Origin of the sequence: Sphingomonas sp. HF-S4, from assembly GCF_032911445.1 — a bacterium.
GTDB lineage: Bacteria > Pseudomonadota > Alphaproteobacteria > Sphingomonadales > Sphingomonadaceae > Sphingomonas > Sphingomonas agrestis.
This window is the reverse complement of record NZ_JAWJEJ010000002.1, coordinates 426109-448691: the sequence shown is the minus strand read 5'-3', so window position 1 is coordinate 448691 and position 22583 is coordinate 426109. Positions and strand designations below refer to the sequence as shown.

Here is a 22583-nt window from a genome sequence, read left to right as displayed (position 1 = left end):
GGTCCGGCACGCGCGTTTTGGGGCCTGAGCCGGGTCATAGGTGGGCCCGCGAGGGAACCCATGACGACCGACGCTTCCTTGGCGCCCGGCACCAATCGTTTCGACCTGCTCGTCCAGAGCGTCGGCGATCACGCCATCTACATGCTCGATCCCACGGGCATCGTGGTCAGCTGGAATGCCGGGGCCGAGCGCTTCAAGGGCTATGCCCCCGACGAGATCATCGGCCAGCATTTCTCGCGCTTCTACACGATCGAGGATCGCGCCGCGGAGGTCCCCGCCTTCGCGCTGCGCACCGCCGAGCAGGACGGCCGGTTCGAGGCCGAGGGCTGGCGCGTCCGCAAGGACGGCACGCAATTCTGGGCCAATGTCGTCATCGAGCCGATCCGCGCGCCCTCGGGCGGGTTGATCGGTTTCGCCAAGGTAACCCGCGACCTGACCGAGCGCCGCGCCAACGACGAGGCCCTGCGCCGCAGCGAGGAACGCTTTCGCCTGCTCGTCGAGAGCGTGACCGATTACGCCATCTACATGCTCGACGTGGACGGGCATGTCGCCAGCTGGAATGCCGGGGCCGAGCGCTTCAAGGGCTATGTCGCCGACGAGATCATCGGCCGGCACTTCTCCAGCTTCTACACCGAAGAGGATCGCGAAGCCGGCATCCCGCGCAAGGCGCTCGCCGCCGCGCGTGACGAGGGCCGGTTCGAGGCCGAGGGCTGGCGCGTCCGCAAGGACGGCACGCGCTTCTGGGCGAACGTCGTTCTCGATCCGATCCACGATCCCTCGGGGACGCTGATCGGCTTCGCCAAGATCACCCGCGACCTGACCGAGCGCCGCCAGTCGCAGCTCGCGCTCGAACAGGCGCGCGAGGCGTTTTTCCAGGCGCAGAAGATGGAGGCGATCGGTAAGCTCACCGGCGGCGTCGCGCATGATTTCAACAATCTGCTCGCCGCGATCGTCGGGAGCCTCGATCTCGCGCGCCGGAAAATGGCCGGTGGCGGCGATATCTCGCGTTTCATCGACAATGCGATGAAAGCGGCCGAGCGCGGCGCTACGCTGACCCAGCGCATGCTCGCCTTCGCCCGCAAGCAGGAATTGAAGCTCGAGACCGTCGACCCCACGGCACTGGTCCGTGGCATGGCCGAGCTGCTCCAGCACACGATCGGCGGCGGCGTGCGGATCGACACCCAGTTTCCGCTGCTGGTGAAGCATGTCCGCGCCGATCCCGCGCAGCTCGAGCTCGCGCTGCTCAACCTAGCGGTCAACGCGCGCGATGCGATGCCAGCGGGTGGCCGGATCGTGATCGCGGCGCGCGAGGAGCACGTCCTGCCGGGCGAGGGCCTCCGCGCCGGCGACTATGTCTGCCTGTCGGTGAGCGACACCGGGCGCGGCATGGATGCGGATACGCTCGCGCGCGCCACCGAGCCGTTCTACACGACCAAGGGCGTCGGCAAGGGCACCGGGCTGGGGCTTTCGATGGTCCAGGGCTTTGCCGAGCAATGCGGCGGCCGTCTGCTGCTCGACAGCCGCAGCGGCGAAGGCACCACCGCCGACATCTGGCTCCCCGCCTCCGACGGCCAGGCCGAGCCGCGCGCCGCAGTCGATGCCGGCGCGGCCAACGCGCAAGGCCAGCTCGTCGTGCTGGCGGTCGACGACGATGCGCTGGTGCTGACCAACACTGCGGCGATGCTCGAAGATGCCGGGCATCGCGTGTTCCAGGCCCAGTCGGGCAAGGCCGCGCTCCAGCTGCTCAGCGAGAACCGCGTCGACCTGCTCGTCACAGACTTCGCGATGCCCGAAATGAACGGCGCCCAGCTCGCCTTGGCCGCGCAGGCCGGCTGGCCGACGCTGCCGGTGCTGCTCGTCTCGGGCTATGCCGAACTGCCCGAGGGCACTGCCGAGGATCTGCCGAGGCTGGCCAAGCCGTTTCGCCAGAACCAGCTGCTATCCGCGGTCGAAGTCGCTGTCGCCGCGCGGCATTCGCAAGGCACCGTGGTCAAGTTCGCCCCGCGCAAGCGGCGCTAGGCTCGTCTGGCGCCGCCGGAGAGCGATCAGCTCAATCCTCCGCGGCGATCGTCACCCGCAGCCCGTCCAGCGCCGGGGTGAACTGCAGCTGGCACGATAGTCGCGAGCGTTCGTCGCGGTCCATCGAGCTGTCGAGCAGGTCGTTCTCGTCCTCGCTCATCGGCGGCAGTTTGGCCGCAAATTCCGGGTCGACATGGACGTGGCACGTCGCGCAACTGCAGCAGCCGCCGCAGATGGCGAGCAGCTCGTCGAACCCGTTGTCGCGGATCACTTCCATCACGCTCAGGCCCGTCTCGCCCTCGACTTCGCGTTCTTCCCCTTCCCTGGTGACGACGATAAGCTTGGGCATGCAATTCTCCTTGGCCTGCCACCCATGCCGCCGATGCCCCCTCGATTCAAGGATGCCGCTATATGGGCCTGAGTGAAAGCCAGCTGAAGGCCTCGATCGACGCGCTTGCCAAGGTCGAGCCCGCCTTTGCCGCGGCGGTCAAGCGCGCCGGCTATCCCGAACCGCGGCTGCGCGACCGCGGCTACGAGACCTTGCTGCGCACGATCGTCGGCCAGCAGGTCAGCGTCGCCGCGGCGCAATCGATCTGGAACAAGCTCGCCGCCGGCCTGGGCGACCTCACCAACCCCGACACCGTCGCCAACGCCACCGACGAGGAACTGCGCGCTGCCGGCCTCTCGCGCCAGAAAGCGGGGTACGCCCGCAGCCTTGCCGACGAAGTCACCAGCGGCCGGCTCGACCTCGCGCATCTGCCCGAGGACGACGAGGAAGCCATCGCCGCACTCACGCGGATCAAGGGCATCGGCCGCTGGTCCGCCGAGATCTACCTGCTCTTCGCCGAGGGTCGCCCCGACATCTGGCCGGCAGGCGACCTGGCGGTGCAGATCGAGATCGGCCGCATCCTCGGCCATGCCGAGCGACCATCGGAAAAGCAGGTGCGGGCGTGGTCGCTGCCGTGGAGCCCGCATCGGGGGGCAGCGGCGATCCTGGCATGGCATCACTACAAGACCGACATGGACGTGATCTGAGGCATTCGACCGCTTTCGCCCCATTGCGGACGTTCCTCTAAGAATTAAACCTTGGCCAAGTTGCCCGATCTCGCTTTGGACGTTGCAAGGTTGAGCCTTCCAATAGCAACAGCAGCATTGAGACCGTCTTCAAATATCTAAATTTTGGCGAGGACAGCACTTCCGTATCGGTTAGGATGCGGTCTTCTTCTCCCCACGTACCCGAAAATAAATCGACAGCACGTTTCTCGGGTCGCTTCATTTCAAAACAGATTTTACTGATCTTGGGTGTGGTAAATTCGACATCGGAGAAGCTGTGGGCGAACTCGTTGCGAACTTGGGCCACGGCTCTAAAATCTGCCTCCGTTTCGGCGCCGAATAGAGCAAGCGCACGGCCCATATCTACCTTCGGTTGGAAATTGCGAAGCGGACCGGAATGGAAAAGCTGATTGTGCTCAGCCGCTGTCATTCGAGCCATGCGCTTCGTCAAAGCACGCTCAAGCGCACCTTCGAGCAAAGTGGCCGCTGTGATGGCGGCTGTGAGGTCCGGCACCTTCTTGAGAGAGTTAATGCGTTTGAATGCAGGTGTTGGCGGCAAAGCCTTGGTACGACGCCGTGCGCGCTTTTTAGTTTGGTTCGGCATAATCCAACGGTAGCGGCGGGTTGGAAAGTTGGAAGCCCCGCTGATGTCTGCAATCCACCCAATCCCAGTCATCACCCTTGCAATGTAGGATTTCGTCTGCTTGCCTAGGGCGCTAAGCTTTCATGATTGCTCTCTGAAACGTCGGGCACCCATGCGCGCAAACTGCGTTTCGCCTAACCTTTACTAACCATCGAGCGCGAGGCGCAGTCCCGTCTCAGGCGCCTACCGCGCCGAGGCTAACCGCCAGCGCCCCTAGCGGTCCCGCTATCGCGCCTAACCCCGGCGGACCCAGCCTGTCGTCGAACTCCCCCACATAGCCGGCCAGCGAGCCATAGCCGCCCAGGCTTTCCGCCAACCGTGCCCGCAATCGCGGGAACAGGTGCTCGCGCGCCGCGATCACCCCGCCGCCGATCGCGATCCGCTCGGGCGGCAGCGACGGTGACCAGGTTGTCAGGCTATCCGGCATATCCAGCGAGGGTCAGCGGCATGCCGACCGCTGCCCGCTCGCTCCGCCGCTCGGTTGCAGTTGGCCATGCGACGGTGATCTGCTGTTCCACCGCCGGCGCTGCCGGCGAGAACGGCCCCATACCTGCTGGCGACTGCGCAAAGGGCAGGAATTGCCCGAGGGTCCCCGCCACCTCGCCGAACCCAATCCCAGAAGGCCTGCCCAATAAGGAGGACGGGTTCGGCCACGGGCCCGGGAACAGTGGCGGAGAGGTCGCGGCGCCCGCCGCAAGCACGCCGAGTTCGGCGTCGATCTGGATCACGGGATCGCCATCGGAACCCAGCGGCATGGCGATCGCAAGATCGATATTCTGCGTCGCCGAACCCTGGAAGGCCGGTGTGAAGCGGATTGTGTCGCCGGTGAGCGCAACGCCGTGCGTGGCGCCGGACAAGCTGAAACCCGCCGCGCCTCCGGTCAGGCATCCATCGCCGACAATCCGCACGGTGATCGCCGCCACCTGCGGTGAAATTCCGGAGATTTTGATGCTGATTCCGCTCATGGGCGCCACATCCCGGTCTCGATGAAAATACGGGTCGCGAACGCGTCCGCCAAGCCGGGAACCTCGCCGAAGCAGAACGCGCAGGCAAGGGGTTGATTCCATCAGATTGCGGTTCGGGAAGCGCAGCGCCGACTCTGAGGGCCTAGTTCAGGCGCGTGGCTGTTGGCGCCTACCTCTCTCATGCTCGTCGAGCTTCCGGTCCACCGCGCCTGTTCAGCCCCCTACCACCTCCAGCCCCACCGCCAGCGCCCCGAGCGGCCCCGCCATCGCGCCGAGCCCTGGCGGGCCCAGCCGCGCGTCGAGTTCCTCGGCATAACCGGCCAGCGAGCCATAGCCGCCCAGGCTTTCCGCGAGCCGCGCCCGCAATCGCGGCAACAGGTGCTCGCGCGCGGCGATCACCCCGCCGCCGATCGCGATCCGCTCGGGCGCGGCGAGCGTGACGAGGTTGTGGAGCAGCCCGCCCAGATCGTGGACGAATAGATCCCATTCGGGGCGGTCCTCCGCGAGTTCCCTGCCCGGCCGACCGAAGCGCTCGGCCAGCGCGGGGCCCGAGATCAGCCCTTCGACGCAATCGCCGTGGAAGCGGCACCAGCCGGCATAGCTGTCGCCCGGCGCACGCGGCACGCGCATGTGCCCGGCCTCGCCATGCGCGACGCCCTGCACCGGTCGCCCGCCCGCGACCAGCCCGACGCCAACGCCGGTGCCGATCGTGATGTAGGCATGGGTCGAGAGCCCCAGCGCCGCACCCCAGCGCCCCTCGGCAAGCGCCGCACCGTTGACGTCGGTCTGGAAGCCGATCGGCCGGCCATAGCGTCGATCGAGCCCGCGGACGAGATCGGTGCCGCTCCAGCCCGGCTTGGTCGTCACAGTGATCGCGCCATAATCGGGTGCACCGGTGTCAAGCTGGAGCGGGCCAAAGCTCGCCACGCCGATCGCGTCGAAGCGCCAGCCGTCGAGCACCGCCTCGATCGCCGCCAGCGTCGTCTCCGGATCGGTGGTCGGGATCGTCTGCTGCGCGCGCACGTCGCCGGGCCCGGTGCCGAGCGTCGCGATGCATTTGGTGCCGCCGAGCTCGACGCCGGCAATCAGCGGTACAATCGAAACCATGCAGGTGCGGTAGCTCAGTCAAACACGCGGCAAAAGCAAAAAGGCCGCCCGGCGCTACCGCCGCCTAGAACCTGCCGCGCAGCCCGATCATCACTTGCCGGCCTGGATTGTAGAGCGTGAAGGCGGCGTTCTCGAACTGGAAGTAACTGCGCTGCTTGGTCTTGGTGAGGTTGATCACGTCGAGGGTCAGCTGCGGCGCCCATTTGACGTCGAACAGCTCGGCGAAATCGACGCTCGCCGACATGTCGAACTGCTGGTAATCGTCCGAATAGAGCCGCGCCGCGCTGATGCTGTTCTGGTTGGCATCCGACGACACCGAGCCGCGCTGGAAGGTGGTCGACAGCCGCACGCTCAGCCCGTTCTTCTCGTAATAGCCGGTGAGGTTGTAGGTGACCGGCGCCACGCCCACCGCCACCGCCGGCGCCGCGCCAGAGCCAGTCTGGTCGATCAGCGTGAGATTGGCGTTGAAGCCGAAGCCGTTCAACCCAAGATACCGCCCGAGCAGGAAGTCGAGCGGCTGGACCCAGGTCGCCTCGAGCCCATTGACCTTCAGCGTGCCGCTGGCGTTGACTTGCTGCTGGAGCGTGATGTTCGCCGCCGACGCCCCGCCGCGCGCGACGATCGCCGCCTGCTGCGTCGGCGACAGCGTGTCGAAGGTGATGCCGTACGGCGCCAGGAACCCGAACGGCACCGTGCTCGTGCTGTTCACCGTAAAGCCCGTGATCGCCTTGCGGAACGCGGTGAAGCCGACATAGCCCTCCTGCCCGGTATAATATTCGAAGCCGAGGTCGAAATTGGTCGATAGATACGGATCGAGCGCCGGATTGCCGATCGTCGCCGCGTCGGCCGAGGGCGAGCTGAAGCTCAGCCCCGGCAGCATCGTATTGGGGTTGGGCCGCGTCATCGTCCGCGACGCCGAGGCACGGACCACCGCGACGTCGTTGATGTGGAACGCGCCGCTCGCCGAGGGCAGCCAATTGTCGTAGTCGGTCTCGGTGTAGATGAAGTTGACGATGTTGGGATAGCAGGCGCCGTCGCGCGGGTTGCCGGTGCCCGGGCACGCATTGGGCAGCGGCCCGGCGCCGTCGGGATCGACGCCGTTGCGCGGATCGGGCGCAGTGACCCGCCCGCCGATCGTTTGCTTGGTGCGGACGTAGCGCAGCCCCGCATTATACTGGAGCCTGCTGTCGCCGAACGAGGCATTGCCGTTGACCTCGGCATAGAAGCCGAGGGTCTTCTCGCGGACATAGCCGCCGCTGGCGCCGGTATTGGCGCCGCCCGCCTCGGGCGCGCTGTCGTGGAACGCGTCATAGTTCGACGCCGCCTTGAATTTCTCCCAGTCTACCGTGACGAACCCCGCCGATGTCGGCCGCAGGAAGCTCGGCACCTGCGCATTGGAGATCAGCGAGCCGAGATAGCGCACCGGCCCTGTGGCGCCCGCGGTGTAGCCGGTGCCGTAGAGCGGGTAGCTTGGATACCCCGCCGGCGCGGCGCCGGGCTGGACCAGGCCGTTGCACGGCGGCTGGGTGTTGGGGCTCGGCAGGAACACGGTCGGCTGGTTGCCGCACACCGCGTTCTGCCACGCCTGGCTGTTGTCGAACGCGCGGATCGTCCGCGACACGTCGTCATAGGCGGCGCCCGCCTTGATCGCGAAGTCGCTGTCACCCCAGGTCAGGTTGCCGCGCACGCCCTTGGTCTCGGTGCGTCGCCGCTCGTCCTGGATGTTCACGCGCCCGCCCGGCCAACCGAAACTGGCAGGATTGTTGAGATCGATATTGGTGCCGATCACCGGCATGTCGCCGCCATCGTTGCTGTAGTTCACCGTGACCCCCGAGCTGGCCGGTGTAATCACCAGCACGCTCGGCGATTCGCGATGGAAATCGCTCTTCGTGTAATTGCCCTGCACGTCGAACTTGAGCGTGTCGGTGATGTCGAACTCGAGCCCGGGATTGACGCCCCAGAACTTCACCGTCTCCAGGTGCGGGCGATATTCGAGGAAGAACTGCGCATTGGCATAGGTGCCGCCGGTGACGACGCAGCCCGCGGCGCAATCGGTGCGGTCAAAGGTGGTATTGAGCGGGATCGCAGCGCCGTTACGGCCCACCCAGTTCACGTCGACACGTTCGAGCTGGTTGTCTTTCCAGCCGTACATCGCGTCGACATACGCGTGGAAGCGTTCGCCCTTATATTCCAGGCTGGCGATCGCGTTGATCCGGTCCTTGGTTCCCTCCTCGAACATCGGCCGGCCGAGCCGGGGAATGATGCCGTTGTCGATCTGCTGGATCGTGGCGCCGGGATTGCGCGCGAGCAGGAACGCCTGGTCGATCGCCGCGCCTGCGGTGAGCCCGTTGCCGGCATTGGCGGGGACCGTCGCCGGGATCGTCCAGTTGCCGCCGCCGGTGGGGTTGCATCCCGTCGTCGCGCCGCATTGTGCGGCCGACAGGTTGGGATTGGTCCAGCCGATCGTCTCGAAGCCCGTGGAGCGGACCTGGTTGTGCACCCCCGCCACGCCGACCAGCAGCCCGAATTCGCCCATCGTCGTGCTCGCGAGCAGCGAGCCGCGATAGCCCCATTTGTCCGACTGGGTGTTCTTGGTGAGCTGGCCGCCATAGGTCACGTGCGTGCCTTCGCGGTCGAACGGCCGCGCGCTGCGCATGTTGACCGTCCCCGCCGCGCCGCCCTCGATCATGCTCGCCATCCCGCTCTTGGTGACGGTGAGCGACGTGAACAGTTCGGTCGGGAACAGGTCGAGATCGACTTCGCGGTTGGTGTTCTGCGAATCGGTCCGCCCGGTCGAGGCGACCGCGACCGGCGCGCCGTTGAGCAGCACCTTGGTGAAGTTGGTGCCCAGCCCGCGGATCGCGACGCTGAGCCCCTCGCCGGTAACCTCGCGGCTGATCGTCACGCCGGGGATGCGGTTGAAGCTCTCGGCGATGTTGGTGTCGGGGAACTTGCCGATGTCTTCGGCGAAGATCGTGTCGACGAAGCCGGTCGATTCCTTCTTCGCGCGGGTCGAGCTTTCCAGGCTGGCGCGATAGCCGCTGACGACGATCTCGTCTTCGGGGCTGGTCGGCCCTTCGACCGTCGCGGGCGGATCCTGCGGCTCGGGCGCGGTCTGCGCTAGCACGGGCCAGGCGGTACCGGCGAGCAGGATCGCGACGAGCGCACCGGCGCGCCGCGCGGAGAATCCACGTGCAGTTCGAGTGTCCATATCCCCTCCATCGGCCTCTTGCGGGCCATCGCCGCGTCACCGGTCGGCCGATGTTAGCGGTCACATAGGGCTATGCCTGGAGGGCTGGGCTGTCAACTCATACATTTGAACATGGCTGGCAGCATTGCGCGCCGACGGAACACCATCGTGAAACGCGTAGCCGTGCTTCGGTGAAGGCCGGAGCGCTGGCGACACGCCGATCGTTCGAAACCCTCGCCCAGGCCTCCGCCTGAGCGCCGGATGCTAGCCGTACGCGACCACCAGCCGCTCGGCGAACGGGCCGTTCTTGACGAGCTTCCCTGCCTTCCCCGGCGCGCGCCGAAGGTTGGGCTGCGCAAGCAGCGGCTTGAGCATCAGGTGCAGCGTCGCATGGTTGATGTGCCGCCCGAAGCATTCGTGCAGCCCGAAGCCGAAATGCATATAGTCGCTCGCCGGGCGGTTCGGATCGAACACCCGCGGATTGGCGACGCGGCGCGGATCCATCATCGCCGAGGCGAACGCCGCGAGCACTTGCGCACCCGCCGGGATCGTCGATGCGTGCGACGTCCCCGTGCCGAGCGTCCAGTCGGTCAATGCCACTCGCGGCAGCCCGGGCGCGAGCGGGTCGAAGCGCATCGCCTCCATCACATAGGCGCGCAGCCGATCGTCGTCGTCCGCCCGCGCCGCAGCCTGCGCCGCGGCCAGCGCCGGGGGCCGGCGAAGCAACTGCTCCATCGCCTGCGGCACCACCATCGGTGGCTGCGGGGGCCCGCCGACGATGAACCCCATCAGTGAGGTGCGGATGAAATCGTCGCTATACGCCGGATCGCCCGCTTTCTGCAGCGCGAGGCAGCGCGACAGCACGTCGTCCGGGCCCGGATCGGCGCGCCGCCGCTCGATCTCGCTCTGGATATGCGCGCGCAATGCCGGGGCGATCTCGTCGACTTCGGCGCGCAGCGCCGGATCGTTGCCCTGGTCGGCGAACTGAAACTCGAACAGCCGCGTCGCCCAGACCCGCAGGTCGCCGTCCTTCGGCTCGGGCACGCCGAGATACTCGCCCAGCATCGTGAAGGTCACCCGCCGCACCAGCGTGTCGACCACGTCGATCTTGCCGTTGGCGCCCGCGACGATCTCGGCCGCCTGCGCTTGCGTCCGCGCGGCGAGCACCGGCAGGTCGTCGGGCCGCACCACCTTGCGCATCGCATCGGTGTCGTGGCGATATTGCGGCGTGTCGCCCATGCCGAGGAAGAAGGGCTGGCCGCCCATGATGACGTCGAGATGCGGCTTGTAGACCACGCCGAACGCGGGATCGGTGGCGAACACTTCGCGTACATCGTCGTAGCGCGAAGTGAGATAGTTGTTGCCCAGCTTCATCACCGGCTTCCAGCGCCGCAGGAAGGTGAAGAAGCTCGGCATCAGCGCGAACACCAGCCGCTGCACTACCGCCTTGAACCCCTTGGGCCCCGGCCGCAGCACGTCGCGCGAAGTAAGCGCGCTCATAGCGACGCCAGATAGCGGATTGCCGGCATGCTCGGCAGGAAGAAATATTCGCCGCCCGCCATCTGGACGAAGGTGTCGACTTCGATGATCCGCCGCAGAGGCTTTTCGGGGATGGTCAGCATCCCCTTGGGCCCGAGCAGCGGATCGACTTCGTCATAGAGGAAGGCGAAGTTCGGGTTGAGCATCCAGGTCTGCTGGACGAACTCGAACTGGCGGGTGATGTCGGTGTTGAGGCAGATGAACAGCAGCCCGCGATCCTTGCCGTCGTCGACGCGCTTTTCCAGGATATCGGGCCCGTATTTCCGTCCGCGCCGCAGGATGCGGTGATTGTTCGCCGCGTCGAGCAGCGTCTGCTTGTCGCTCGGCTTGGGCGCGAGCCCGTCGCGCGGATTGCCGCGACGGACATGGCTGCCGAGCGGGCAGCCGTGGCCGAGCCGGTCGCGATCGTAGAACAGGAAATCGTTGTCGGGCTGGTCGTACTTATCGACCGGCAGCACGCCGGTCTTGCTGTTCGGGCACAGCAGATTGCCGTCGAGGTCGCGGCCGATCACGCGATTGGCGATCCATTCGGCCGTGATATGCCCCGAATGCTCGGGATCGCGCTGGTTGATCCGCGCCGCGGCGGCGTCCATCGAATTCCAGAACGCCGCGACGTCCTGCTTCAATTCGCGCACCACCATATAGCTGCCGTCGAGCCCGAGATCGAGGAACCCCTCGCCGCGCGGATGCGCCGGCAACCCCGCCTTGCGCCCTGCTTCGCTGTCGGCGACCACCGGCCCCAGCGCGACTTCGTGATGGCCGTTGACGTGCCCCATCAGCACTTCGCCGAGCGGCACGCCGTTCCAGTAATCGTGCGGATAATCCTCGCCGCTCTTGATGATCACCGTGCCCGGCTCGTACGGCGCGGGCTGCGACACGCCGTCGGCGAAGCCGAAATGCTCGCGCGCGATGCCGCGCGGGTCGGGCCGCAGGTCGAGCGGCAGGCCGTAGACGACTTGGACGTCGTGCGGCTTGAGCGCATCGCTCACCGTCGCGCACCAGGCCTCGGCGGTCTCCTCGTCCTTCTCGTAGAGCATCAGCAGCGCGTGGACGGTGATCGGCGTCTCGACCATCGTCTCTCTCACTTGGTCCAGATCGTCGAAGGCGTGCGCGTCGGCCATGCCGCAGCCCTTGTTGTCGACGGGCGTGTTGCCGCTCCATTTCGGCCCGCCCGGGATGACCGGCGACAGCCACTTGCCCTCGCGGCGGTCGCCCAGCCGGCGCAGCCGGTCCTCCTGGAACATGCCTTCCTGGAACGGCCGATCGAACGACGCGAGCGTACTCTTGTCGAGCCCCATCTTCCGGAGCCCCTCCCAGGTCAGGGCGATCGACGCGGCGCGCTCGTCCTTGCCGTCGGCATCGGTGATCGGCGCCACCGCCTGCACCGCGGCGAGCCAGTCGCCGCCGCCTTTCTGGCGAACCCCGTCCCAGCAGAATTGCAGGAACAGCGCGCGGCCGGTGGGCAGCGAGGCGAAGCCGCTGACCACCATCCCCTGGGTCAGCGTGTCGTGCGGCGGGGCGAGCTTCCAGCTCGGCGGGCCCTTCGGAGCGCCGCTCACAGGTCGTTGATCCACAAAACGGCGTCCTTGTCCGAGAGAGTTCGCTTGCGTAAGCCCACCGCGATGCGGAAATTCCGCTCGATCTGCTCGGCGGTGAGGTCCTTATAGGCCGAGTACCAGAAGCGGCTGACCGTCATCGAATGTCGCGCCCATTCCTTGAACTGGCGACCGTGGCTCGCGCCGTCCTTGACCAGGAAGCGAGTCGGCGGGAAGCCGACCCCGCAGCACCAGGCCAGCGTCAACCCGGCATGCGCCTTCTCGATGAAGTCGTCGAGATAGCTCTCCCAGGTCTGGTCGAAATTCGAGAAGAACATCAGCCGGGATCGGTTGTTGACCATCGCCCAGTGCGCGAAATGGATCGTCCGCATCGATCCGAGATAGCCGCTGCGCGCGACGATCCGCAGCACCAGCCCCAGCCCGCGATGCCCCGCGCGGATAAGGATCGCCCGAAGAATGCCCGGCTTGATCAGCACCACCGAGCCCATATGGTTCTGCGGGATCCAGTCCTCGCGCCGCGCCATCTCGCGCAGCATCATGGGATCGACGGGCGGCGCGTCCTGCGATGAATCGCGCCGCTCGATCACGCGCAGCCACAGCACGATCGCCGCGACCACCACCGGCGCGCCGGCGAGCCCCCAGAGCAGCCACTCGATCATCCCGCGCCACGCCGCGTCGAAATTGCGCGCGGTGGCCAGCATCGACAGCGGTGTCCCGATCGCCACTGCGATCACCAGATAGCCCGCGACGAACAGCAGCAGCGGCGGCAATTGCTTGAAGAAGAACTTCAGGAAGCTGAACTTGGTCGCGATTCCCGTCCCCGGCAGCGCGACGCCGATCTTCTTGAGCAGCAGCGCGATCCCCGCGAAGACGAGGACCAGCAGGATCAGGTAGCGGTCCCACGGCATCGCCAGCCTCAGGAACAGCCCGGGCACCGACAGCACGAACACGGTGGCGACGATGAAGCCGATCAGCCGCACCCAGTCGCCGATATTCTGCGCCAGCGTGATCCGCGCCGGCGCCTTCTGGTTGAGCCAGGCGAAGTCGGGCAGCACCGCGGCGCGTAGCTTGGCGTGGATCTGGCGCGGGGTGAGCACGCGATAGGGATTGGGCCCATCGACATTGGCGCAGGCCAGCTCGACGCGCGTCGCCTCGAACAATTTGTGCTCGGCCAGGATACGGTCGCGCGTCATCCCGCGATTGCCTTGGTGGAACACTGTCGGCGTCAGCGAGCGCCGCTCGAGATAGGGCGCGATCGGCGCGCGCGCGTCGGGCGCGGTGATCGAATCGAACAGCGGCCCGGCATTGTCGAGCGGACGCTTGCAGCAGCGCAGCATCGCCCGCAGCTCGGGCCCGATCGCCGATTCGAGCTGCCCCCAGAACGGCCCCTTCTCGCCGTCGAAATTGGCCTCGATGACGAACAGCGGATCATAGTCGAACCCCGGGAACACGCTCAGCGACATGAAGTGCACCGCCGGCACCCGCGTGAGGAAATCCGCGAACGGCCCTTCGCCCCCCGAAGGATCGGGATTGCGCCTGTTGCGCAGCTTGTCGAGCAACGACGACAAATGATCGTAGCTCTCGGGCTTTACCTCGAGCGCCACGGACAAGGTGGTCTGACGCATGCACATCCCCCCGGCACACGCGGCTGCCGCCCCTGGCAAACCGCGAGTCGGCTATCAATGTCCCACAGCAATTCCAACAAAGATAGGACAGAAACGACTTGGAACGGACGAAGTAAGCCGGCACCGGATCGGCGATCAGCTTGAGAATGCATCGTCACGAGAACCCAATCCGCTACCGATCGAGAGCACCGTATCGCCATCGAGGTCGATGCCGAGCAGCAGGCCGCGAGCCAGGTCTATCGGGACGATCGAATCGTCTTGCGCACCGACCGCACTTTCGCCAAGTAACTGGTTCTGAACGATTGCATCACTGTCGAAGCCGCCGGCTACAGGGCGTCAGCCGAACGTCGTGTCGAGGAACATCATCGCCGCGAGCCCGATCATCAGCCCGGTGGTCGCGCGCCCGCCGCCGTTGATCCGCGCATGCGCGTCCGGAATGATGTCCGACGCGACGACGTAGATCATCGCACCCGCCGCGAGCCCCAGCCCCCAAGGCAGGAAGGCGTGGGCAACCGTGACGATGCTCACGCCGATCAGCCCGGCGACCGGCTCGACCAGCCCCGACGCCGCCGCGATCAGCGCCGCGCGGCCGCGGCTATAGCCGATCGACGACAGCGCCACCGCCACCGCCAGCCCCTCGGGAATATTCTGCAGCCCGATCCCGAACGCCGTCACGCGGCCCGCCTCGAAATCGCCGCCGCCGAAGCTGACGCCGACTGCCATGCCTTCGGGGAAATTGTGCAGCGTCACCGCGGCGACGAACAGCCAGATCCGCCGCACCGATGCCGTCGCCGCCGCGATCCCGGGCGGCCCGAGCCCGAGCTTGTCGAGCGGCGGCACCCAGTCGTTCAGCTTGGCGATGATGAACGCGCCGAGCAGCACCGCGGCGACCACGGTGATCGAGGCACCCGCCTGGCTGGCGCCCTGTTCCTTGGCCACGTCAATCGCCGGCAGGATCAGCGAGAAGAAGCTCGCCGCGAGCATCACACCCGCAGCGAAGCCGAGCAGCAAATTCTGCCGCTGGTCGCTGGGCCTGCGCATCACCAGCACCGGAATCGCGCCGAGCCCGGTCGCCATTCCCGCGCACAGGCTGCCCAGCGCACCCGCGGCCACGATCTCGTTCACGATATCTGCATCCCGCGGCTTCGGCTCCTTATGGACACCGCTATATCAGCAACCCGTCGCCGCACCACCGGTTCCTGATTTGCCCTCCCCTTCTGTACTCCGGCCCAGGCCGGAACGCAGCGATTTCGGATCACACGCGCAAGAAAAAAGGCCGCGGCGACACGCGCCGCGGCCCTGTCCTCCCCCCGGAGACGAAATTTCGTCGCCCCCCCGTGGCGCGACAGGCGTGCCGGCCTGCCGCCCGACTCCGACGGGACCCAGACATTAAGTAGAAATATTCTCCCGTCTCACCATAGTTTTCGTTCGACAAGCCATAGCCTGCACGCATGCGTACGACGCCCGCCATTGACTGGCGCGGGGCCGCGGGCGAGCGTGCGGACCGAGCTCAGCCGGGGACGCAACATGACGCAGTATCTGCCGCAGCATAACTCGGCGCATCTTCTTGGCTGAGGCAGTCGAAACCCCCTCGGCGGGCGTACCGCGCGGCTTCGCGCGGATGGCGCTCTACGTCCTTCTCGGCTTCTCGGCCGGGCTGCCCTTCTACATGTTCTCGACCGTGCTCAGCGTCCGGCTCGCCGAGCATGGCGTGGTGCTCGCGGTCATCGGCTTCTTCGCCTGGGTGCAGCTGCTGCCGACCTTCAAGTTCCTCTGGGCGCCGCTGCTCGATCGCTACGACGTCCCCGGCTTCGCACGCTTCTGCGGCAAGCGCCGCGGCTGGATCATGCTGTCGCAGCTCGGCATCTTCACCTCGATGGTGGCGATGGCCGCATTCTCCGACGACGCCAGCCTGCCGCTCACTGCCTTGTTCGCCGTGCTGCTCGCCTTCTGGACCACCACGCTCGAAGTCGCCGCCGACGCCTGGCGCATCGAGCTTGCGCCAACCCCCGAGGAACAGGGCCCGGTCGCGGCGTCGAACCTGTGGGGCTATCGCACCGCGATGGTCGCGGCGGGCAGCGGCGCGCTGCTCTTCGCCGATGTCGCGGGCAGCCTCTCGGCGACGCTCCGCGGCTTCGGGATCGAGCCGGGCTGGACTGCTTCCTATCTCCTCATCGCCGCCGGTGCCGCGCTGCCGCTGCCGATCCTCGCCTTGCTCCCGCGCGCGCCGGGCTGCGGCGGCGGGCGCGGCGCGGCGCTCGCCACCGGCCTGGTCGCCAGCGCCGGCATCCTGCTCGCGCTCGCGGCGGGCGTCGCCGCGATCGGCTGGCTGATCCTCACCGCCGCGTCGGGGATCGGCATCAGCGCCGATACCAACGTGCTGCCCTGGGTACTCGTGATCGCGATGCTGCCATTCATCGTGATGGCGTTCTTCATCCCGAAGATCCGCACCCTCACCCCCGAGGCCCCCGCCCGCGCCTCGGCGGCGATCGGACCCTATGTCGATTTCTTCTGGCGCTACGGCTTCCTCGCGATCGGCCTGCTCGCCTTCGTCTCGATCTACCGGATGGGCGACGTGCTCGCGCTCAACCTGTCCAAGCCGATGATCCTTGGCCTTGGCTATACCAAGACCCAGATCGGCTGGGCCGACGGCCTCGTCGCGCTCGGATCGAGCATCGTCGGGGTGGGGATCGGCGGCTGGATCGTCACGCGCTGGCGCTGGGGGGTGACGCTCAGCATCGGCGCCTTCTTCGCCGCGCTCGGCAATTTCGGCTTCGTCTGGCTCGCCCACCAGCCGCTCGACCAGAACACGCTCTATCTCGCCACCGCCGCCGACCAGTTCGGCAACGGCATGGCGGGCGCGGTGTTCGTCGTGTACCTCTCGATGCTGTGCAATCCGCGCTATCCCGGCGCGCAATATGCCTTCCTGTCGGGCTTCGCCTTCCTGCTCGCGCGGCTGCTCTCGGGCGCGGGCGGCACTGCCGTGACCTGGCTCGACAAGGCCGGCTATAACGGCTTCGACGTCTTCTTCCTCGCCTCGGGCGTGATCAGCCTCGCCGCCTTGCTCTTCCTGCCGCTGCTTGGCCGGGCCACGCCCCGTCCCGATGATCGGGAACCTGCATGAAAGAGGCCTTCACCCCCGCCGCCGCCGCAGTCGCCGACGGCCGCATCCCCGGCGCGACACTCGGCGTGGTCGCCGCCGACGGCCGCCGCTGGGTGCACGTCGCCGGCCATGCCGCGCTGGTCCCGAAGCCCGAGCCGCTCACCGAGGACCATTGGTTCGACCTCGCCTCGGTCTCCAAGGTCATCGCCACCACGACGATGATCCTGCGCCTAGCGGACGAAGGGAGGCTCGATCTCGATGCCCCGCTCACCACCGCGATCCCGGACCTCCGCCAATACGACGTCGCCAACGCCCCCGAGCGCAAGCTCAGCTTCCGCGACTGCCTGGCCCACCGCTCCTTCTTCCCCGCGGTCGAGCCGATCTACACCTATGGCGACGATCCCGCCCGGCTCCGCGCCTTCCTCCTCCAGCGCGAATGGCGCCACGGGCCTCCGGTCTATTCGGACATCAACTTCCTCCTGCTCGGCATCGCGATCGAGCGCATCACCGGCGCGCCGCTCGGCGCCTGGGACCTTGGCCCCGGCCTCGGCTTCGGCCCGCCCCCCGGTCCCGCCGTCGCCACCGAGCACTGCCAATGGCGCGGCCGCGTGCTCCAGGGGGAAGTGCATGACGAAAACGCCGCCGCGATGGGCGGCCAGACCGGCCATGCCGGGCTGTTCGGCACCGTCGCCGGCGTGCTCGATTTCGCCCAGGGCTTGCTCGACGGCAGCGGCGCCTCGCCCGCGATGCTCGAAGCGATCCGCACGCCGCAATTCGACCACCGCACCTGCGGCTGGGAGCGCAAGTTCGCCGGCTGGTCGGGCGGGCAGGCATGCTCGGACGAGACGATCGGCCATACCGGCTTCACCGGCACCGGCCTGTGGCTCGACTTCGATCGCGGCCTCGCCTGGACGCTGCTTACTAACCGCGTCCACCCGACGCGGCACCGCGAGAGCGGCATCTTCCAGCTTCGCCCCGAAACCGGCGATGCCGTCATCGCCGCATGGCAGCGCGAAGCCGTCTCACGACACTAGGTTGTCATCGAGTTCGAACTGGCGAGTGCCGGGGAGGCGTGCGATACTTCATCTGGAAAGGATGCACCTATGGACTCTCTTGTAATCGGCTGGGCGATCCTTGCCGCCATCCTCACGCTAACGATCTACGTTCCGATCGCGCGGTGGCTGCATCCCAGGCTGGAAGCGATCCTCGAAGGCTGGCGGAGCCCGCCAGACTTTTCGCGCAAGCGCCGCTAGTTCCCCTCCGCCACGGCCACCAGCGCCGCGTCCAGATACTTGGTCGCACTCGCGTCCGCAGGCACATCGTTGGCGAAGGTCGAGAAGGTCAGCGTCCTGCCGCTCTTCGCGACCAGATAGCCCGACAGCGCATTGGTCGCGTTGAGTGTCCCCGTCTTCGCGAAGACCTTCCCTTCGAGCAGCGTCCCCTTGAAGCGCCGCGCCAGCGTCCCGTCGACGCCCCCGACCGGCAGCGACGCGCGCCATGCCGGCCCCCAGGGCTGGGCAGCGATCCAGCGCAGCATCGTCGCGGTGCCGCGCGGCGCCGCGCGGTTGTAGCTCGACATCCCCGATCCGTCCGACAGGTCCCAGGCGGTGCGCGGCACCCCCGCCGCCGCGAGCATCGCCTCGACCTCGGCGACCCCATCGGCGATCGAGCCGCTTCCGCGCCGCGCGCCCACCCGCCGCATCAGCAGCTCGGCATGGAGGTTCTGGCTCTCCTTGTTGATCCGCACCACGTCCTCGGCAAGCGGCGGCGGCGTCAGCCGGGCGAGCGCCGCCTGCACCGGCGGGCGCACCGCGGGCGCCCCCTTGCGCGCCTCGGGATCGTCGCCGGGCGTCAGCGCGCGGTGCCGCGCCGAGACCGCGCCGGTCACCTTCACCCCCCGCGCCGCGAGCAATTCCCGGAACCGCCACGCCGCATACTGCGCGGGATCGTCGATCCCGACGCGCAGCGGATCGGGCTTCGCATCCACGCCGATCGTGCCGGTCAGCCGCAGCACGCGGCTGTTGATATCGCGGTCATAGCCGAGCTTCCGCTCCGCCCCCGCCACCGTCACCGCGTGGTTCTGAATCGTGAAATAGTCGATCGGCAGCAGTACTCGCGGCGCCGCACCGAGCGTGCCCGGCGTCACCTCGATCACCAGCTCGTTATCGTCGAGCGTGAGCGCCGAGACGCCGGTGCCATAGCGCCCGGGGATGTTGTTCCAGCTCATCCCCGGGCTCCAGCGCTGGTCGGGAAACGCGGTGTCGTCACCGATTACGTGCCGCACCCGCCGGGTCTTCGCGGCGACCGCATCGGCCAGCGTCGCCAGGCAATCGACCGCGCAATCCTTCGCGCTCGACAGCCGCGCATCGCCATGCCCTTCGAGGATCACGTCGCCGCCCTCGATCCGCACCGCCGCGCCGCCGGTGCCGTCGGGCCGGTCGAGCCCGGAGAGCGACGCATAGGCCGCGGCGGTGGTGAACATCTTGGTGTTCGACGCCGGCATGAACCGCCCGTCGGGATGGATCGCGACGATCTCCTTGCCCTTCTCGTCGAGCACCACCAGCCCGAAGCGCGTCCCCACGGGGGCTTCGGCATACACCGCCTCGACGCGCCGCTCGAGGCTCTGCGCGAACGCGGGTGCCGTGGTGACGAGGAGGAGCGGGAGCAGCAAGGTTCGTTTCATGCCCGAAGCCTATCGCCAAACCGCGCCGGGGCAACCGCCCAGCACGAAACAAGGCATAACCACCGGGCATTGCCCCTCGTCACCCCAGCTGAACCGACCTAGGATGCTCCTCGATGCGCGCCGCTCCCGAGCCCTTCCTCCACGCCCAGCAGCTCGCCCGCGCCGGCCGCCTCGGCGAAGCGCGCGCGGCCTATGCCCATAGCCTGGAGACGCATCCCGACTTCCTCCCCGGCTATCTCGCGCTCGCCGGCCTCGCCGCGCACCAGGGCGACACCGCCGCCGCGCTGGCGGTGCTGCGCGCCGCGCTTGCCCGCGCGCAGGGCAATGCCGCCGCGCGCCACGCGATCCGCCGCCCGCTCGCCGAGCTGCTCGCCCCGCTCCGCCCCACTAGCTGGGACGCGCGCCTCGCCGCGGATATCGGCGCCTGCCTCGCCGACGACCAGCTCGACCCGCAGCCGCTCGCTCGCGTCGCCGCCGCTTTGCTCCTTCACGCCGACGACCGCGAGCCGCTCTGGCCGCTGTTCCTCACCCGTTGCATCAACACCGATCCGGCAATCGAAACCCGCCTGGTCGCGTTACGCGACGCGCTGACCGCTACGGGCGACACGCCCCCGCTGCTCCCCGCGCTCGCGCTCCAGGCCTTCGCCAGCCAATATGTCTGGCCCGCGCCCGACCAGCCGCCCACCGGCCTCGCCGAAGCGCTGGTCCAACCGCCCACCCGCTTCGGCGAAGGCCCGGCCTGGCAGCTTCTCGCCCAGCGCGTCCGCGAGGCCACCGTCGAGCGCGAACTCGCCGCCGCCCTCCCCGGTTTCGCCGCCCCCCAGGGCCTCTCCGCGCAGGTCCAGCGCCAATATGAGGCGCACCCCTATCCGCGTTGGCAGGCGCCGCCCGCCTCGCGCCGCACCGATTTCCGCCCGCTGCTCGAAGCGCTGCCCGGCGTGGATCGCGCCGGGCTGCCCCCGGCCCCGCTTTCGGTGCTGATCGCAGGCTGCGGCACGGGCTATGAAGCGATCGACCTGGCGCGGATGGACCCCAGCCTGTCGGTCACCGCGATCGACTTGAGCCGCGCCAGCCTCGCCTTCGCGCAGCGCAAGGCGCAGGAATTGGGCGTCACCAACCTCCGCTTCTTCCACGGCGACATCTTGGCGCTCGACCGGCTCGACGAGACCTTCGACGTCGCCACCAGCACCGGCGTCCTTCACCATATGGCAAACCCCCATGCGGGCCTCGCCAGCATCGTCCGGACGCTACGCCCCGGCGGGATCGTCCGCCTCGCGCTCTACAGCCGCCGCGCCCGCGCGCCCGTCCGCGCCGCGCACGCACGGATCGCCGAGCGCGGCTGGCAGGCAGACGACGCCGGCATCCGCGCCTTCCGCGCGCACGTGCTGACGCTGCCCGAAGACGACCCGCTCGCGCTGCTGCGCCAGAGCGACGATTTCTACTCGATCAGCGGCTGCCGCGACCTCGCCTTCCACGTCCACGAACACCACTATACCTTCCCGGAGATCGCCGCGCTGGTCGCCGGCGCCGGGCTCAGGCTGGTCGGCTTCGATGCCTCACCCGAGGCACTTGCCCGCTTCCACGAGGCCCATGGCCCAGGCGCCGATCCGCTCGACCTTTCGCTATGGGATGAGGTCGAGGCACACCACCCGTATCTGTTCGCGGGCATGATCCAGTTCTGGTGCCAGCTTGCAATGTAGGATTTCGTCTGATTGTCTAGGACGCCGGTTGCGCGGCCCGCTCTTTGACATCGTCAAACCGATGAATGCGAGCGCAACAAAATAACCTCTTCCCGCAACTTTCGAAAAGAATAAGTGCGCAAAGTGCGAAGTTAAGCCTCCGCCTTCCCCCGATGCACATTCTCGTCGAGCTCGCTTTCCCACCGCGCTACCGTCGTCGCGACGGTCAGGTTGGCGCAAGCGCTTGGCACCGTCCGGGTCATGTCGAGCAGCCGGTCGAACGGCAGCACGAAGCCGACGACCAGCGCCGTCTGCTCGGGCGCCACGCCGACCGCCGACAGCACCGCCGCCAGCATGAACAGCGATGCCGAGGGCACCGGCGCCGTACCGAACGCCGCAAGCGCGCCGGTCAGCAGCACCGTCGCATACACCTGCGGGCTCAGCGGCGTCCCGAACGCCTGCAGCGCGAACATGCTGAGCAGCCCGACATACATCGCCGTGCCGTCCTTGCCGATGCTCGCGCCGAGCGGCAGCACCGTCGAGAATACCGGCCGGCCGACGCCCAGATTCTTCTCCGCCACCCGCATCGCCACCGGCAGCGTCGCCGAGCTCGAAGCGGTCGAGAACGCCACCACCAGTGCATCGACGATCCCGCGGAAGAACGGCAGCACCGGCAGCTTCGCCAGCAGCCTCAGGATCAGGCTGTGCACCACCACGATCTGGATCAGCGACCCCAGCACCACCGCCAGCGCCAGCCAGCCGACATGGACGAACACCGCCGCGCCGTTCGCCGCCACGGCATTGGCGATCAGCGCGAACACCCCGAAAGGCGTCGCCTCCATCACGATCCCGACGACTTTCAGAAGCACCGCCGACGTCGACTGGAGCAGCGCCGCGAACGGCTTGCCCGGCTCGCCCGCCACCACCGTGCCGACCCCGACCAGGATCGCGACGAAGATCAGCGCCAGCATGTCGCCCTTGGCCAGCGCCTCGAAGATGTTGAGCGGGACGATCCCGATCAGTTGCTGGTACGGCGTCACCGGCTCGCCCAGCGCATGCGGCGCCGCCGTTCCCAGCGCTGCGCCGACGCCGGGCTGGACCAAAGTCGCCACCAGCATCCCGACCGAAACCGCGATCGCCGTGGTCAGCGCGAACAGCCCGATCGTCCGCCCGCCCAGCCCGCCGAGCCGCTTGGGATCGGCGAGCGCGGTGATCCCCGCCGCGATCGTCACCAGCACGATCGGCGCGACCAGCATCCGGATCGCCCGGACGAACAGGTCGCCGAGGAACTGGACGTATGGCGTCCCCTGCGGCCAGACGAGAGCGAACACGAGCCCCAGCGCTAGCGCCCCGAGCACCCGCTTCCACAGCGCGATCCCGAACCAGGCGCTCAGCACGGGCGCCACGATGATTGGCGGGAA

General features: G+C 67.8%; 18 protein-coding genes. 6 read left to right on the top strand and 12 right to left on the bottom strand.

Annotated elements, in window-relative coordinates; genetic code table 11:
* Positions 1 to 60: 60 nt before the first annotated feature.
* Entirely contained in the window at positions 61 to 2019 is a 1959-nt protein-coding gene (locus RZN05_RS18160; protein ID WP_317228093.1) for a hybrid sensor histidine kinase/response regulator, read from the top strand.
* Positions 2020 to 2050: 31 nt separating this feature from the next.
* Here RZN05_RS18160 and RZN05_RS18155 read toward each other — a convergent pair whose 3' ends face one another.
* Positions 2051 to 2368 carry a 2Fe-2S iron-sulfur cluster-binding protein gene (locus tag RZN05_RS18155; RefSeq protein ID WP_317228092.1) on the bottom strand — a complete coding sequence of 106 codons (318 nt, stop codon included), beginning with the start codon at positions 2366 to 2368 and terminating at the stop codon, positions 2051 to 2053.
* Positions 2369 to 2430: 62 nt separating this feature from the next.
* On the opposite strand from RZN05_RS18155, the gene RZN05_RS18150 reads away from it, so the two are divergent.
* A complete protein-coding gene (locus RZN05_RS18150) occupies positions 2431 to 3054 on the top strand; it encodes a DNA-3-methyladenine glycosylase family protein (RefSeq protein ID WP_317228091.1) in 624 nt (207 codons plus the stop codon).
* 37 nt (positions 3055 to 3091) lie between these two features.
* Here the strand turns inward: RZN05_RS18150 and RZN05_RS18145 are convergent, their stop codons facing one another.
* The 9 genes from RZN05_RS18145 to RZN05_RS18105 form a co-directional block, all read right to left on the bottom strand.
* A complete protein-coding gene (locus tag RZN05_RS18145) occupies positions 3092 to 3748 on the bottom strand; it encodes a hypothetical protein (RefSeq protein WP_317228090.1) in 657 nt (218 codons plus the stop codon).
* 142 nt (positions 3749 to 3890) lie between these two features.
* On the bottom strand, positions 3891 to 4142 hold the full coding sequence (locus RZN05_RS18140) for a hypothetical protein (RefSeq protein WP_317228089.1): 252 nt from the start codon (positions 4140 to 4142) through the stop codon (positions 3891 to 3893).
* Positions 4132 to 4680, bottom strand: a complete 549-nt coding sequence (locus RZN05_RS18135; RefSeq protein ID WP_317228088.1) for a hypothetical protein — start codon at positions 4678 to 4680, stop codon at positions 4132 to 4134. Before RZN05_RS18135 ends, RZN05_RS18140 begins: the two co-directional genes overlap by 11 nt.
* A 213-nt stretch (positions 4681 to 4893) precedes the next feature.
* Positions 4894 to 5787, bottom strand: coding sequence for an ROK family protein (locus tag RZN05_RS18130; RefSeq protein ID WP_317228087.1), 894 nt, complete (start codon positions 5785 to 5787; stop codon positions 4894 to 4896).
* 64 nt (positions 5788 to 5851) lie between these two features.
* The gene (locus RZN05_RS18125) at positions 5852 to 8998 is read right to left on the bottom strand and encodes a TonB-dependent receptor (RefSeq protein WP_317228086.1); all 3147 of its coding nucleotides are present in this window, start codon (positions 8996 to 8998) and stop codon (positions 5852 to 5854) included.
* A gap of 243 nt (positions 8999 to 9241) precedes the next feature.
* The gene (locus tag RZN05_RS18120; RefSeq protein WP_317228085.1) at positions 9242 to 10477 is read right to left on the bottom strand and encodes a cytochrome P450; all 1236 of its coding nucleotides are present in this window, start codon (positions 10475 to 10477) and stop codon (positions 9242 to 9244) included.
* The gene (locus tag RZN05_RS18115; protein WP_317228084.1) at positions 10474 to 12075 is read right to left on the bottom strand and encodes a Dyp-type peroxidase; all 1602 of its coding nucleotides are present in this window, start codon (positions 12073 to 12075) and stop codon (positions 10474 to 10476) included. Before RZN05_RS18115 ends, RZN05_RS18120 begins: the two co-directional genes overlap by 4 nt.
* Positions 12072 to 13697, bottom strand: coding sequence for a hypothetical protein (locus RZN05_RS18110; RefSeq protein ID WP_317228083.1), 1626 nt, complete (start codon positions 13695 to 13697; stop codon positions 12072 to 12074). Before RZN05_RS18110 ends, RZN05_RS18115 begins: the two co-directional genes overlap by 4 nt.
* 336 nt (positions 13698 to 14033) lie before the next feature.
* Positions 14034 to 14822 (bottom strand): ZIP family metal transporter, encoded by a 789-nt coding sequence (locus RZN05_RS18105; protein WP_317228082.1) that lies wholly within the window; start codon positions 14820 to 14822, stop codon positions 14034 to 14036.
* Positions 14823 to 15264: 442 nt separating this feature from the next.
* Here RZN05_RS18105 and RZN05_RS18100 point away from each other — a divergent pair, with 442 nt between their 5' ends.
* From RZN05_RS18100 to RZN05_RS18090, 3 genes are all read left to right on the top strand, one after another.
* Positions 15265 to 16821: an MFS transporter gene (locus tag RZN05_RS18100; RefSeq protein WP_317228081.1), complete on the top strand. Its 1557-nt coding sequence runs from the start codon at positions 15265 to 15267 to the stop codon at positions 16819 to 16821.
* A complete protein-coding gene (locus RZN05_RS18095; protein ID WP_317228080.1) occupies positions 16818 to 17834 on the top strand; it encodes a serine hydrolase domain-containing protein in 1017 nt (338 codons plus the stop codon). Before RZN05_RS18100 ends, RZN05_RS18095 begins: the two co-directional genes overlap by 4 nt.
* A gap of 69 nt (positions 17835 to 17903) precedes the next feature.
* A complete protein-coding gene (locus tag RZN05_RS18090; protein WP_317228079.1) occupies positions 17904 to 18053 on the top strand; it encodes a hypothetical protein in 150 nt (49 codons plus the stop codon).
* Here the strand turns inward: RZN05_RS18090 and dacB are convergent.
* A complete protein-coding gene (gene dacB, locus RZN05_RS18085) occupies positions 18050 to 19483 on the bottom strand; it encodes a D-alanyl-D-alanine carboxypeptidase/D-alanyl-D-alanine endopeptidase (RefSeq protein WP_317228078.1) in 1434 nt (477 codons plus the stop codon). The two genes, RZN05_RS18090 and dacB, sit on opposite strands and share 4 nt — an antisense overlap.
* Before the next feature lie 113 nt (positions 19484 to 19596).
* Between dacB and RZN05_RS18080 the strand changes: the two genes are divergently transcribed.
* Complete coding sequence (locus RZN05_RS18080) at positions 19597 to 21183, top strand: class I SAM-dependent methyltransferase (protein ID WP_317228077.1); 1587 nt, start codon at positions 19597 to 19599, stop codon at positions 21181 to 21183.
* A 131-nt stretch (positions 21184 to 21314) separates the two neighbouring features.
* On the opposite strand, the gene RZN05_RS18075 is transcribed toward RZN05_RS18080, so the two are convergent.
* Entirely contained in the window at positions 21315 to 22568 is a 1254-nt protein-coding gene (locus RZN05_RS18075; RefSeq protein ID WP_317228076.1) for a dicarboxylate/amino acid:cation symporter, read from the bottom strand.
* Between the last annotated feature and the right edge of the window lie 15 nt (positions 22569 to 22583).

Bases quoted from the DNA above. Each gene is read 5' to 3' on its own strand.
- RZN05_RS18095 (WP_317228080.1), top strand. From the start codon at position 16,818: ATGAAAGAGGCCTTCACCCCCGCCGCCGCCGCAGTCGCCGACGGCCGC.
- dacB (WP_317228078.1), bottom strand. From the start codon at position 19,483: ATGAAACGAACCTTGCTGCTCCCGCTCCTCCTCGTCACCACGGCACCC.
- RZN05_RS18155 (WP_317228092.1), bottom strand. From the start codon at position 2,368: ATGCCCAAGCTTATCGTCGTCACCAGGGAAGGGGAAGAACGCGAAGTC.
- RZN05_RS18080 (WP_317228077.1), top strand. From the start codon at position 19,597: ATGCGCGCCGCTCCCGAGCCCTTCCTCCACGCCCAGCAGCTCGCCCGC.
- RZN05_RS18125 (WP_317228086.1), bottom strand. From the start codon at position 8,998: ATGGACACTCGAACTGCACGTGGATTCTCCGCGCGGCGCGCCGGTGCG.
- RZN05_RS18110 (WP_317228083.1), bottom strand. From the start codon at position 13,697: ATGCGTCAGACCACCTTGTCCGTGGCGCTCGAGGTAAAGCCCGAGAGC.
- RZN05_RS18090 (WP_317228079.1), top strand. From the start codon at position 17,904: ATGGACTCTCTTGTAATCGGCTGGGCGATCCTTGCCGCCATCCTCACG.
- RZN05_RS18120 (WP_317228085.1), bottom strand. From the start codon at position 10,477: ATGAGCGCGCTTACTTCGCGCGACGTGCTGCGGCCGGGGCCCAAGGGG.
- RZN05_RS18145 (WP_317228090.1), bottom strand. From the start codon at position 3,748: ATGACTGGGATTGGGTGGATTGCAGACATCAGCGGGGCTTCCAACTTT.
- RZN05_RS18140 (WP_317228089.1), bottom strand. From the start codon at position 4,142: ATGCCGGATAGCCTGACAACCTGGTCACCGTCGCTGCCGCCCGAGCGG.
- RZN05_RS18160 (WP_317228093.1), top strand. From the start codon at position 61: ATGACGACCGACGCTTCCTTGGCGCCCGGCACCAATCGTTTCGACCTG.
- RZN05_RS18135 (WP_317228088.1), bottom strand. From the start codon at position 4,680: ATGAGCGGAATCAGCATCAAAATCTCCGGAATTTCACCGCAGGTGGCG.
- RZN05_RS18130 (WP_317228087.1), bottom strand. From the start codon at position 5,787: ATGGTTTCGATTGTACCGCTGATTGCCGGCGTCGAGCTCGGCGGCACC.
- RZN05_RS18150 (WP_317228091.1), top strand. From the start codon at position 2,431: ATGGGCCTGAGTGAAAGCCAGCTGAAGGCCTCGATCGACGCGCTTGCC.